The sequence below is a fragment of the Microvirga aerilata genome, from assembly GCF_016743775.1.
GTDB lineage: Bacteria > Pseudomonadota > Alphaproteobacteria > Rhizobiales > Beijerinckiaceae > Microvirga > Microvirga aerilata.
Window position 1 is genome coordinate 145,961 of the sequence record NZ_JAEQMY010000011.1, and the last position, 11,074, is coordinate 157,034.

General features: G+C 64.9%; 14 protein-coding genes. 6 read left to right on the forward strand and 8 right to left on the reverse strand.

The window, feature by feature from the left end; translation table 11 throughout:
• Positions 1-106 precede the first annotated feature (106 nt).
• Complete coding sequence (locus JKG68_RS10375) at positions 107-1,186, forward strand: Tim44 domain-containing protein (protein ID WP_202058985.1); 1,080 nt, start codon at positions 107-109, stop codon at positions 1,184-1,186.
• Positions 1,187-1,459: 273 nt separating this feature from the next.
• Here JKG68_RS10375 and JKG68_RS10380 read toward each other — a convergent pair whose 3' ends face one another.
• Positions 1,460-2,041 carry a type 1 glutamine amidotransferase domain-containing protein gene (locus JKG68_RS10380; RefSeq protein WP_202058987.1) on the reverse strand — a complete coding sequence of 194 codons (582 nt, stop codon included), beginning with the start codon at positions 2,039-2,041 and terminating at the stop codon, positions 1,460-1,462.
• A 133-nt stretch (positions 2,042-2,174) separates the two neighbouring features.
• Here JKG68_RS10380 and JKG68_RS10385 point away from each other — a divergent pair, with 133 nt between their 5' ends.
• On the forward strand, positions 2,175-2,396 hold the full coding sequence (locus JKG68_RS10385; protein WP_202058988.1) for a hypothetical protein: 222 nt from the start codon (positions 2,175-2,177) through the stop codon (positions 2,394-2,396).
• Positions 2,397-2,435: 39 nt separating this feature from the next.
• Here JKG68_RS10385 and JKG68_RS10390 read toward each other — a convergent pair whose 3' ends face one another.
• The 5 genes from JKG68_RS10390 to JKG68_RS10410 form a co-directional block, all read right to left on the reverse strand.
• Positions 2,436-3,194 carry a metallophosphoesterase family protein gene (locus JKG68_RS10390; protein WP_202058993.1) on the reverse strand — a complete coding sequence of 253 codons (759 nt, stop codon included), beginning with the start codon at positions 3,192-3,194 and terminating at the stop codon, positions 2,436-2,438.
• Complete coding sequence (locus JKG68_RS10395; protein WP_246515284.1) at positions 3,187-4,002, reverse strand: nucleotidyltransferase family protein; 816 nt, start codon at positions 4,000-4,002, stop codon at positions 3,187-3,189. Before JKG68_RS10395 ends, JKG68_RS10390 begins: the two co-directional genes overlap by 8 nt.
• A 113-nt stretch (positions 4,003-4,115) precedes the next feature.
• Positions 4,116-5,684 carry a class I SAM-dependent methyltransferase gene (locus tag JKG68_RS10400; protein WP_202058995.1) on the reverse strand — a complete coding sequence of 523 codons (1,569 nt, stop codon included), beginning with the start codon at positions 5,682-5,684 and terminating at the stop codon, positions 4,116-4,118.
• 573 nt (positions 5,685-6,257) lie between these two features.
• The gene (locus JKG68_RS10405) at positions 6,258-6,632 is read right to left on the reverse strand and encodes a hypothetical protein (protein ID WP_202058997.1); all 375 of its coding nucleotides are present in this window, start codon (positions 6,630-6,632) and stop codon (positions 6,258-6,260) included.
• A gap of 158 nt (positions 6,633-6,790) precedes the next feature.
• Positions 6,791-7,477 carry a BON domain-containing protein gene (locus JKG68_RS10410; protein ID WP_202058999.1) on the reverse strand — a complete coding sequence of 229 codons (687 nt, stop codon included), beginning with the start codon at positions 7,475-7,477 and terminating at the stop codon, positions 6,791-6,793.
• A gap of 101 nt (positions 7,478-7,578) precedes the next feature.
• Between JKG68_RS10410 and JKG68_RS10415 the strand changes: the two genes are divergently transcribed.
• The 3 genes from JKG68_RS10415 (at position 7,579) to infA (ending at position 8,772) form a co-directional block, all read left to right on the forward strand.
• Positions 7,579-7,971, forward strand: a complete 393-nt coding sequence (locus JKG68_RS10415; protein WP_202059001.1) for a hypothetical protein — start codon at positions 7,579-7,581, stop codon at positions 7,969-7,971.
• Between the two features lie 216 nt (positions 7,972-8,187).
• Complete coding sequence (locus JKG68_RS10420; RefSeq protein WP_091138623.1) at positions 8,188-8,397, forward strand: cold-shock protein; 210 nt, start codon at positions 8,188-8,190, stop codon at positions 8,395-8,397.
• A 93-nt stretch (positions 8,398-8,490) separates the two neighbouring features.
• Positions 8,491-8,772 carry a translation initiation factor IF-1 gene (infA, locus tag JKG68_RS10425; RefSeq protein WP_009494617.1) on the forward strand — a complete coding sequence of 94 codons (282 nt, stop codon included), beginning with the start codon at positions 8,491-8,493 and terminating at the stop codon, positions 8,770-8,772.
• Between the two features lie 410 nt (positions 8,773-9,182).
• On the opposite strand, the gene JKG68_RS10430 is transcribed toward infA, so the two are convergent.
• Both JKG68_RS10430 and JKG68_RS10435 read right to left on the reverse strand, forming a co-directional pair.
• Complete coding sequence (locus tag JKG68_RS10430; protein WP_202059003.1) at positions 9,183-9,731, reverse strand: sigma-70 family RNA polymerase sigma factor; 549 nt, start codon at positions 9,729-9,731, stop codon at positions 9,183-9,185.
• Positions 9,728-9,952, reverse strand: a complete 225-nt coding sequence (locus JKG68_RS10435) for a NepR family anti-sigma factor (protein WP_202059005.1) — start codon at positions 9,950-9,952, stop codon at positions 9,728-9,730. Before JKG68_RS10435 ends, JKG68_RS10430 begins: the two co-directional genes overlap by 4 nt.
• Before the next feature lie 229 nt (positions 9,953-10,181).
• Here JKG68_RS10435 and JKG68_RS10440 point away from each other — a divergent pair, with 229 nt between their 5' ends.
• Positions 10,182-10,340, forward strand: a complete 159-nt coding sequence (locus JKG68_RS10440; RefSeq protein WP_202059007.1) for a DUF3309 family protein — start codon at positions 10,182-10,184, stop codon at positions 10,338-10,340.
• Positions 10,341-11,074: the final 734 nt, after the last annotated feature.

The window sequence follows — 11,074 nt, forward strand, 5'->3', positions numbered from 1 at the left end:
GACCGGCCTTAGACGAAAATCGAACGGCCGAGCCCTTTCGCAACCCTCACGGCATCACCACATTATCTCTCAAGAGCATCGTGCTCCAAGGGATGAAAACAAACCGATGATGAACCTTGCTTCTCGCCGAAGCCGCGTGATGATCGCCCTGGCGACCGCTCTGGTCCTTGCCGGCAGCGCGGCCGAAGCTCGCGTCGGGCGGGGAAGCGGCGGCTTCGGCTCGCGCGGCTCGCGCACCTACACGCCTCCGCCGGCAACCAGGACGGCGCCGGATGCGGCTGCCCCGATTCAGCGCTCTCAGATCCCGAACCAAGGCCCCAACGTGACCCGTCCGGGCGCACCCGCCCCGAACGTGGCGCAGCCGCGCCGCTTCGGCTTCGGCACGGGCCTCATGGCCGGCCTCTTCGGCGCGGGCCTGCTCGGCATGCTCATGGGCAACGGCTTCTTCGGCGGGCTCGCGGGCCTGGCTTCCATCTTCGGCCTTCTGCTGCAGATCGGCCTCGTGGTCCTGCTGGTGTCCTTCGCCATGAAGTGGTTCCGCAACCGGCGCCAGCAGCCGGCCTATGCGGGCTCGGGTGACGGCTATGCCCGCTCCACCATGGGCGGCAGCGTGCCGCCGACCGGTGGACGCCCCGCAACGGGCGGCATGGCAGGCGGGCTCGGTGGCGGGCTCGGTGGTGGTCTTGGCGGCGGCTTGGGCGGTGCCCTTGGCGGCGCGCTCGGCGGGATGGCCAAGGGCGCGCAGCCGCAAGGGGCGCAGCGCCGCCCCGGCGTGCGCGACGAGATCGGCATCGGTGAGCGGGATTACGCCGAGTTCGAGCGTGGCCTGGTCGAGATGCAGGACGCCTATTCGCGCCAGGATGTCGCCAAGCTCTGGACGCTGGCGACCCCCGAGATGGCCGGCTACATCCAGGAGGAGCTCAACGACAACACCTCCCGCGGCGTCGTGAACAAGCTGTCGAACGTGAGCCTGAACCAGGGCGACCTGGCCGAGGCCTGGCGCGAGGGCGCCACGGACTACGCCACCGTCGCCATGCGCTTTGCGATCACCGACGTGATGCTCGACAAGGCCACGGGCAAGGTGGTCGAGGGCGACCCGACGAAGATCGAGGAAGCCACCGAGCTCTGGACCTTCCGCCGCGATCAGGGCGGCTCGTGGAAGATCTCGGCGATCCAGCAGGCTTAACAACGCCTCACCCATCCGAATACGAAAGCGGCCGGTTCTCACCGGCCGCTTTTTTCATGTCCTGAGAAGATCACTCATAAAGGTCCATCAGCCTCCTCGCGTGGTCGCCGGCCTTGTGCAGGTGATCCCGCTTGTCTGAGACGCTGCGCCGTTCCGTGTCGGGATGGCCGGGACAGGCCCGGCCATGACGTGGAGGGTTCCATGACGACCGAGTAAGATCATGACGAAGAGGCCTCACCCGGTCGCCCGAGCAGCCTCAGAGGTCGAGAAAACTTACTCCGCCGCTTCGCGCCGGCCCGCATGGGAGCCCTCGCGCACCTCCTCGATGATCTTGGCCACGAAGGCATCGAGGTCGCCTGGGTTGCGGCTGGTGATGAGGCCGTGATCGGTGACCACCGTCTCGTCGCGCCACTGGCCTCCCGCATTGATCACGTCGGTCTTGATCGAGTGATAGGACGTGCACTGCCGGCCCTTGATCACGCCGGCCTCGGTGAGCAGCCACGGCGCATGGCAGATGGCCGCCACCGTCTTGCCCGAGGCGTAGAAGGCGCGGATGATCTCGATGGCCTTCGGCTCCACGCGCAGCTTGTCCGGATTGATCTGCCCGCCCGGCAGCACGAGCGCGTCGTAGTCCGCCGGATCCACGTCCTCGATGTCCTTGTCGACGGAAACCGTCTTGCCCCAGTCGTTCTCGTCCCAGCCGTAGATCTTGCCGGACTTCATGCGCGATTTCGGGGCCGCGACCTCGACCGTCGCACCGGCCTCCGAGAGCTTTTCCTGCGGGACCATCAGCTCCGACTGCTCGAAGCCATCGGTGGCCATGATGAGGATTTTGGCCTGTTTGATGTCAGGCATGGCACTTCTCCATTGTTTGGGATCAGCCTGGGAACGGATGAGCCGGGGAGGTGTTCCGCACGGCCCCAGGCCGGAACCCCTTCCGTATGGGCCGGTTGACCCAGTCACGGCTTAACAGATTGAGGAAGACACGATGGTCAATCCAGGAGTGCCGACGAACGAGCCTTTGCCAGGGGGCAACATCCCGAGCGAAGTGCCGCCGGGATCGTTCCCCGACGAGGAGCCGGATACGGGACCGACGGGGCCGCGCACGCCCTATCCGGTCAACGATCCGGGCATCACAGACCCCAAGGGGCCGGGCTCCGAGCCCGATTACCTGCCGGGCAATCCGACCGATCCGGGCATTCGTCTTTGAGGATGCCGACCCCATGAGCCGACGGCTTCGGCCGCCGGCTCATATCTCCAGGATGGCGTAGGGCTTTCCGGTCGGCTTCTCGATGTGCTTGGCCACATTGTAGACCGGCTGGCCGCCCGGCGTGCGCCCCTCGAAGCGGCCCCGATGCGCATGGCCGTGCACGATGGCGTTGACCTTGAAGCGGTCGATGGTCTCGGCGAGCCTCGACGAGCCGAGGAACGGATAAATCTCCAGCGGCTCGCTCTCGATGGTCTCGGCGATCGGCGCGTAATGGAGGATCACCATGGAGCGCTTGGCGCGCACCTGGCGCATGGCGTTCTCGAGCCGCAGCGTCTCGTTCATGGTCTCGTTGACGAACTGCTTGATGGCCGGCTCGCCGAAGGAGCCCAGCATGCGCCGCCCGAAGCCGCCGGCAAAGCCCTTCACGCCGACGAAGCCCACGCCGTCGATCTCGACGGATTGCCCGTCGAGCACCTTCATGCCCACCTCGCGCAGAATGTGCGCCACCTCTTCGTGTGCGCCGCATTCGTAATCGTGGTTGCCGAGCACGCCGACGACGGGAATCGAGCAGGCCTTCAGGTCCTGCGCCAGGAGCTCCGCTTCCTTCGGCTTGCCGAGATCCGTTAGGTCGCCGGCAAGCACGAGCACATCGGCCTCCCTGGAGATTTCACCGAACAGGTCGCGATAGGATTCAGCATTGTCCTCGCGAACGTGAAGATCGCCGATGGCCGCGATCCTCAAGGGTTTGTGCAAGGGTTTCTGCAAGGATTCCTGCAAGGGTTCCTGTTCGTCACTCATTCCGCCATTCACCTTCACCGCCCACGTCGGCAAAGCCCCATTCCTTGACGTCGATCTCGTAATCGATGCGCGAGAACATCCGCCCGCGGCAGACCTTCATCTGCGGGGGAGGAAGGTCCCGTTGCTTCGAGAGCCGGTCGAGAAGCTCGTCCATCACCCAGGCCGGCACCTTGTCGCGCTCCGACGGGTAGATCCAGCGGAAGTTGAGCAGGTGCATGAGCAGCACCTCCCAATGCACTTCCATGTAGGCGAGCAACCCGTGCCAGTCGATCTGGTCGTGGGCTTTCAGGATCGTGTGCGCCACATCGGCGCCGTCGTAGCGGTGGCGCAGCTGGATGAAGCATTTCGACCAGACGAGTTCGGTCGGCCCGACGATGCGCACGGGCGAGCCGAACACCTCGATCTGGCGCGCATGCTCGAACCACGGATCGCCGATGGGCATCGTGCCGTTCGAGGAGGCGAAAATCACGTCGAAGAAGTACTGGCCCTTGAAGACCTTGCCGAGCCAGCGGTCGTCCTCGATCTCCACGGAGTAGCCCAGTCCCTTGAAGTGGGACAGCACCCGCGTGTAGTCGCCGGCCTTGCAGAAGATGTCGAGATCCTTCGTCGGGCGGGTGATGCCCGTATAGGCCGAAAGCGCGTAGGTGCCCGCGAGCAGGAAGGGCAGGCCGAGCTGGTTCAGCTCGCGCAGGGCCTCGGCGTAGAAAGCCTCGGACTCCGGGTATTTGAGGGTCGGCTCCGCCTTGGCGTCCATGACGGGAACGCCCGCAAGGGCGTTGGAGGTGAGATCTGGATCGTGAACGGCCATGGTCCTTGTCCGAAGCGCGGCCAATAGTGACCCGCGTTCGACAACAGAATGGCCCTGATGAAGTTCCGCAGCGGCCGGGCTTAACACCCCGCGCGGGCCTTGCGGCTCGAGCCCTAGGCTGCCGCGTTCGCAACTTTGCGGGGGGACGCAGCGCCGAGGCCGAGGGCGTTCCAGACGCCCAGGGTCTCCTGCTCGAACCCGGCAAAGCGCCGCTGCAGCTCCGCCACGGTCTCGTCCGCCGGCAAGGGCTTGCCGTCCTTCAGCAGGCCTTGACCGGCCTGCGCCAGAACCTTTGCGACAAAGCGCGGAATATCGGCATCGGCCTGCAGGCCGAGCCACATGAGCTGATGCATGTGCTCGGCCGCGATGCCGCCGCCGGTCACCGGCGAAGCGAAGGAGCCGTACCGGCGCTCGAAGCGGGCGTGCGCGGCAACCGTCCTGTTGAACCGGTCGGTCCGGAGCTTTCGCTCGGCAAGGCCTTGTGCCGGAAGGCAAGGATGGCAAACGCCCGCCGCCGCAACCATCGTGATCGCCTGCATCAGGCGGTTGACGGAGATGCCCGCAAGAGCCGGCTCGCCTGCGATCTCGCGTAGGGATCGCGGGCCCGCTTCGAGGGCTGCGATCAGCGGATCGTACACCGCACTCTGCAGCCTGATCGTATAGCGCATGCCGCGCAGCTCGCGCGGGATCCTGGCGCTGGGGCCGGACAGGGCAAAGCGCGTCTCGAGCCATTTTTCGCGGACGAGGTGGGGCGAAAGCCGCACGGGACCCTTGATGAAGATGTCGCGCCTGAACTGCTGGTCGACGATGTGGTCGCGCGTGGTCTGGCGCAGGGCAACGTTGTCGATGCCGGCGAGGAACTCCCTCTGCTCCTGCGTAAGGTTGATCTCGTCCAGGGTGTCGAGCGCATTGGCCGGGCCCACCCATGTCAGCTTCGCCTCTGCAAGCTCCTGCGCCACGTCCATGAAGTAGAACGGGGTCAGGTCCCGGTTGAAATACTCATGGGCGACGTAGTTGGGGTTCTGCCCCTTGAGCTTTTCCACGCGGCCCGCGAGCTTGGGGTGATTGGCGAAGTAGCGTGCGTCGAGGCTGCCGAGTTTGTCGGCAAAGCCGAGGGACGCGGCGATGCGCGCCTGGAGCGATTGCGCGGACCCTTGAGCCGCCGCATGCTCCACGAGTAGCCGCCTGAGCGGCATCATGGAGGCCCAGCCGGGCATGGCGTTGTAGGACAGGTAGACGAGCCCGCCCGGTTTCAGCTTCTTGCGGATGAACCCCACGATGGCCTGCCGGTTCTCCGGAGAGATCCAGCTGTAGATGCCGTGAAGGGTGATGAAGTCGAACGCCGGAAGATCGTTGCGGGTCAGGAATTCGGCAAAGCTGTCGTCGTAGAAATGTGCGTTCTCGATCCCGGCCGAGCGGGCCAGGTCCCGCGCGCCTGCGATGTGGGCGGGGTTGAAGTCGGTGGCATGGAATTCGATGTGCGGATTGGCGCTGGCGAGCAGATTGGTCGAGAAGCCCTGGCCGCATCCAAGCTCGCAATAGGCCAGCGAGCTTGCGCCGGGATCGGGCGCCTGAACGCCCTGCAGCAACGCGAAGAAGCTCAGGAGGCTGGGGGTCAGCTCCTGATAGAAGCCATGGGTGTAATCCACATCGACAACATAGCCCGCCGACCAGTCCGTCATGTCATAGTCTCGCATGCGCCCGTGCCGGCCGGCACAGCCAAGTTTATGTTTATAACATTACATATGTCAGACGTGTGTAGTGGGATCAATTCTTTTCTGAATGCTCGCGAAACGTTGGGTCAGGCCAGCGCATCGTGCAGACCTCAAAGGGTGCTCCGCCCTTGTGTCGTTCTCGGCGGCCTCAGGCCGGGAAGGGGAGCGATGGGGGAGGGCCACTGAGTGGATTCGCTTCCCCTTCGCCTCGCTCCGGCCGGGAATCACAGTGAGGGTGTGCCGTTGTCATCCCCGGCGGTCCGCAGGACCGGGAAGGGGATCCACCCACATGCTCCGCGCTATGGATTCCCTTCCCCTCCGCTGCGCTCCGGCCGGGAATGACACTGAGGCGGGCGTTGCGAGGTGAGAGCCACGAGGTCGGCACTACCCTGTCATCCCCGGCGAACGAAGTGAGGGAAGGGGATCCACGACGAGCCTCAGCCTATGAATTCGCTCCCCTTACCACCCGGCCGGGAGTGACGCGAATGGCGAAGGTCATCCAATTCGTGCCGCTGCCTGGCTGTCCGGTCACCCGATGCTCTAGTGATCCCCGTGCGATACGCGAACGTCCCGGGGGCTGTTCAGGATTTCCAAAAGGCTCGTGGCGATGTGCCGTGCCTCGTCGTCCTTCAGGCGCAGCAGGAAGGGCGGCATCATGCCGGCCTGAAGGGCAACCACCGCCATGCCGTGCTCGTCCATGCCCACATCGATCGTCTGGGAGGTGACGTCCACCAGCTCCTCCGGCGCATCCTCGCCTTCTTCGCTGCTCTCGCCGATGGCGGCCAGGAGCTGGCCGACAGCCTTGACGAGCGAGCGCGCGGCGTGGGGATCCATGACCACGGCCGTCGATTGTTCGCCCTTCTGGAAAGCAAGCTGGATGTTGTCGCCTTCAAGCGTGACGGATATTCCTGCCATTGTCGTCCTCGTCCTTCCCGTCACATATGGGGTTGCGGGCGTCCAGGGAAAGGTAAGGGCCTTGGTACGACAGATGCACCCCGTCACCCAAGAGGGCGGGGCGCATCTTCACGGGCGATCTGCGGCTTTTCAGGGGAAAAGCCGCGGGCGGGGCGGGATCATCCTTGGTTCGATCCGCCCCGTCGACGGGGCGTGGCGGTCGGGCCGGCGCCCACCTGCGGCGTGCCGGTGGAGCCCGCGCCTGCGGCGCCCGCCCCGGACAGCATGCTGCCGCCCATGCCCGCATCGGCATATTGCTGGATGCGCAGGTTGTTCTGCACATGGGCGACGCCGGACACGGACTCGGCGAGGTCTTCCGCATGGCGCTTCTCGAAGCGGCTGTTGACCGTGCCTGTCAGGGTCACCTCGCGGTCGGACACCGTCACCTCGATCTCGGACGCGTCGATGTGCGGATCCTCGGTGAGGCGCTCGTTCACGTCCTCCAGGATGCGCGCGTCGGAACGCTGGTAGCCCTTGGGCCCGCGGCCCCGGTGCCCGCCGGTCCCGCGCATGCCGCCGCCGTGGCGGTCCTCCGTCTCGTCGTCCCCGAACCAGGACCTGAGCTCGTCGCCCGCCCGCTCGAGGAAGCCGCGGTCCTCGTTGTAGTCGCGCGAGCCGCGGCCGAAGCTCTCGGAGCCGGATCGGTCGTGGCCCGGGGCGTTGCGCCGGTCGGAGCCGGAGCCGCGGTCGTAGCCCGCGCTCCGGTTGCCGAAGCCGCGCCGGGCGATGTAGCCGTCGTCCTCGCGGTCGCGCCGGTCGAAATCCTGGTTGCGGTCCTGATCATAGCGGTGCCGGTCGTTTGCCATGAGAGCGCTCCTCGGTTGTCCTGATCGCGTCGGTTGTCCTGATCGGTTGGTTGTCCTGATCACATGGGCAGGTCCCCACCATCCAACGTGGAGGCCGCAAGGTGCGTTCCTGGGACGGGGCCGGGCCCGTTCCGGGTGTTTTTAACGCCGCGCTTGAACGGTCCGGCCGCCTTCGCATTGAACCGGTGGTGCAATCGTCCCGCCGCAATCGTGCTGCGGGATGCGTGAACGGCGAGGATAGTATGGCGGGTTTGTCAGGGTTGAGCGACGAGGCGCTGGCGGTCTTCGCCTTTGCGGCCTATCACCAGCTGTCGAGCGGGCAGACGGTGCGCAGCGTGGTGCAGCGGGACGGCTCGGGCCACAAGGCCAGCGACACGGCCGTGGGCGAGCTCCAGGGGCAGGGGCTCATCGAGGCCGACGGCGATGAAATCCGCTTCACGCCGGAGGGCGAGGAAGCCTTGCAGGGCCTCATCTCCAGCATCAGGGGCGGCTGAAATTCCAAGGGCTGCCGAAGAGCGTTCCTTTGGCAGCGTTGCCTTGCAATTGCCCCAACCTTCCCCTAGTTAAATTCGTATCGACATTTGGCCGGACGACTGGGCTTCACGCTTTGGCACTGCCGAGCGCACGTTCCTTCTCTACCATCTATCGACTAACGGATGTCTGGCTTTGCGGCCCATATCCACGTGCAAACGACAGTGAAAGGAATTCCCATGGAAACGGGAACCGTGAAGTGGTACAATGAAACCAAGGGTTATGGCTTCATTCAGCCCGACAACGGCGGCAAGGACGTGTTCGTCCACGCAACGGCGCTCGAGCGTGCCGGCATGCGCGGCCTGCGCGAAGGTCAGAAGATCTCCTACGAGCTTCAGACCGACCAGCGCACCGGCCGCGCGTCTGCAGTGAACCTGCAGAACGCATAAGGTTTGATGACGGGGGGCGTGCCACGGCACGCTCTCTTGCCGATCAGCCGTTCCGGGTCAGGGGCGGCTTTTTTGTTGTGAGGAAAGCTTTGCATGGCAAAGGAAGAACTGATCACCTTTGAAGGACTTGTGACCGAAATTCTGCCCGACGCGCGCTACCGCGTGCAGCTCGACAACGGGCACGAGGTCATCGCCTACACGGCCGGCAAGATGAAGAAGAACCGCATCAAGACGCTCGCCGGCGACCGCGTGACCGTCGAGATGTCGCCCTACGACCTGGAGAAGGGCCGCCTCATCTTCCGTCACAAGGACTCGGGCGCATCCTCCGGCCCCCGCCCGCCGCAGCGCGGCAACCAGCAGTTCCGGCGTCGCTGAAGCCTCCTGCGGAACCGGGTCCGCCTTCGAGGCCCGGTGCTCCGGCCTTCCCGTCCCATCCCCGACCTCGGGCCGGACAAGCGATCCACAGCGCCAGCGTTCGAGCGGACTCCCTTCGCCTCCGCGGCGCATTCTTCCGGACGTGACACTGGGGTCAGCGCCACAAGATTAGCGCTCCCCTGTCATCCCCGCGAGCCGCAGGCGAGGGACGGGGATCCATGGCGGTGCGCGTGAGAGTGGATTCCCTTCCCCTCCGCTGACGCTCCGGCCGGGAATGACACCGGGGTGAGAGCACCACGGTCAGCGCTCCGCTGTCATCCCCGGCGAGCGAAGCGAGGGAAGGGGATCCACGATCGGGCTCTGGTCTGTGAATTGCGTTCGCCGGATTGCCGTGAGGGCCTGCCTGTCCGTCAGGCGACCGCGTGCATCACCGAGAGGGTGACCCGGTCCGGGCCGATATCCTCGTCCATGTCGGTGAAGTGCATCAGCTCGGCGAGGCGGTTGCGGGCGCGGTTCACGCGGCTCTTGATGGTGCCCACCGCGCAGCCGCAGATCTCCGCCGCCTGCTCGTAGGAGAAGCCCGAGGCTCCCACCAGGAGCAGCGCCTCGCGCTGGTCGTGGGGCAGGCGGGCGAGGGCCTTCTGCAGGTCCTCGAAATCGAGATGGGGCAGCTGGTCCGGCTGCACCGAAAGGGCGGCGGCGTATTTCCCGTCCGCGTCCTCCACCTCCCGGCGGCGCTTGCGGTATTCCGAGTGGAACAGGTTGCGCAGGATGGTGAAGAGCCAGGCCTGCATGTTGGTGCCGGGCTGGAAGCGGTCGATATTGGCGATCGCCCGCATGAGGGTTTCCTGCACCAGGTCGTCCGCGCGGTCCACGTTGTTGGTCAGCGAGATGGCGAAGGCCCGCAGGTTCGGGGTCGCCTTGAGCATGGAATTGCGAATGTCACCGTCGATGCTCATGATTGCTGCTTCTCGCGCTTCCCGTCGTCGAGCTGGCTGATGATCGCGATGAACCGGTCCGGAACCGGCTGCTCGCCCAGGGCTAGGGTCTCGTAGAACTGGCGCAGGCGCTGCCCGAGCTGGGCCTGCACCGAGCGGCTGAGGGCGGGTGAGGAGGAACCGAGGCCCGGGACAGTCTCTGAATCATGTGGGGGCATGTAAGGGGGATTCTTCTTCTGCATGGGGTTGTCCTGGACCATCGAGGCTTGGCGACCTCCCGCAGGGGACGCTCTAGTGGCGGCACCCTATCGGCGAGGAGGTAACGTCAAGCCATTGTGATCGTTCCCCTAGGACCCCATTCCCGGAAGGGCTATCCACAGGCACCTTTGTGGGAACTTTCTGCCTTATGGCCAAGTTTCCCCCTCCGAACGGCCGCGCTTGGCGGCAGCCTAACGAAAAGGGAAATTTCTCATGGGTATCAGCACCATCCTGCTCATCCTCGTCATCCTGCTGCTCATCGGCGCGGTGCCGGCCTGGCCGCACAGCCGCGGCTGGGGCTACGGCCCGAGCGGCCTCCTCGGCGTCGTCCTCCTCATCCTCATCGTCCTGCTGCTGATGGGGCGGCTCTAAGCCCGCGATCCACTATCGAGGCGGAACGGGCGGCCCTTGCGGCCGCCCTTTTGGTTTTTGGGAGAGGGACTCGTAGGTGCTATGGGGCAGTCGGTGGCTCACGCGTTGAACCGCCGGACCGAGCCTGCGTGAGGTGCTCCAAGTCTTATCCATCGACTGCCTCAGTGACATAGGCCTCACCGCGCCTGCCGTCGCTCTCGGCACCCAGTGCCTCCCCGTTGCGCGTTGCCTGCCTTGCCGCCAGCAGCCTGATGCCGCGGCTGGCTCCCGTGATGACGATGACCTGTTCGGCTAGCAGCGTGAGCGAACCGGACCTGCGTTCCTGTTGTAGGGGACGATTGCGGTATGGGGGGCAGGATGTTTTGGCTTGGTGAATAAAGGAATGATCGTGTGGCTTCGGATTGAGCCGAGTTAATCGCTTGAGCGTAGCCAAAGTTCTAGATACCTGGAACTCGTTGAGGCTGTGTCTGTAAGTTGCATCTTATCAGCAGAGAAACACTTACCAAAGTATCACCTCTTCCACAACCAAATAAGTCGAAGTGGTGAGCTGGACTAGACAGCATCCTAAGGTTGTGCAGAAATCGAATTTCTTGGCGCTTTGCATGAGTCGGGGCTATGAGGTTTTCTGGGAACTGCCAGAATTTCCGTGTACGGGCCGGGTTCATCATCCCAGCCTGAAGCGGCCTTCGAAGAGAATGGCGAACTGCGCTCTGGCCATGCTCCATTCCCGTGGC

What these genes read in the sequence shown, in the direction of transcription:
- JKG68_RS10375 (WP_202058985.1), top strand. Translation starts at nt 107, where the DNA reads ATGATGAACCTTGCTTCTCGCCGAAGCCGCGTGATGATCGCCCTGGCG.
- JKG68_RS10380 (WP_202058987.1), bottom strand. Translation starts at nt 2,041, where the DNA reads ATGCCTGACATCAAACAGGCCAAAATCCTCATCATGGCCACCGATGGC.
- JKG68_RS10385 (WP_202058988.1), top strand. Translation starts at nt 2,175, where the DNA reads ATGGTCAATCCAGGAGTGCCGACGAACGAGCCTTTGCCAGGGGGCAAC.
- JKG68_RS10390 (WP_202058993.1), bottom strand. Translation starts at nt 3,194, where the DNA reads ATGAGTGACGAACAGGAACCCTTGCAGGAATCCTTGCAGAAACCCTTG.
- JKG68_RS10395 (WP_246515284.1), bottom strand. Translation starts at nt 4,002, where the DNA reads ATGGCCGTTCACGATCCAGATCTCACCTCCAACGCCCTTGCGGGCGTT.
- JKG68_RS10400 (WP_202058995.1), bottom strand. Translation starts at nt 5,684, where the DNA reads ATGACGGACTGGTCGGCGGGCTATGTTGTCGATGTGGATTACACCCAT.
- JKG68_RS10405 (WP_202058997.1), bottom strand. Translation starts at nt 6,632, where the DNA reads ATGGCAGGAATATCCGTCACGCTTGAAGGCGACAACATCCAGCTTGCT.
- JKG68_RS10410 (WP_202058999.1), bottom strand. Translation starts at nt 7,477, where the DNA reads ATGGCAAACGACCGGCACCGCTATGATCAGGACCGCAACCAGGATTTC.
- JKG68_RS10420 (WP_091138623.1), top strand. Translation starts at nt 8,188, where the DNA reads ATGGAAACGGGAACCGTGAAGTGGTACAATGAAACCAAGGGTTATGGC.
- infA (WP_009494617.1), top strand. Translation starts at nt 8,491, where the DNA reads ATGGCAAAGGAAGAACTGATCACCTTTGAAGGACTTGTGACCGAAATT.
- JKG68_RS10430 (WP_202059003.1), bottom strand. Translation starts at nt 9,731, where the DNA reads ATGAGCATCGACGGTGACATTCGCAATTCCATGCTCAAGGCGACCCCG.
- JKG68_RS10435 (WP_202059005.1), bottom strand. Translation starts at nt 9,952, where the DNA reads ATGCAGAAGAAGAATCCCCCTTACATGCCCCCACATGATTCAGAGACT.
- JKG68_RS10440 (WP_202059007.1), top strand. Translation starts at nt 10,182, where the DNA reads ATGGGTATCAGCACCATCCTGCTCATCCTCGTCATCCTGCTGCTCATC.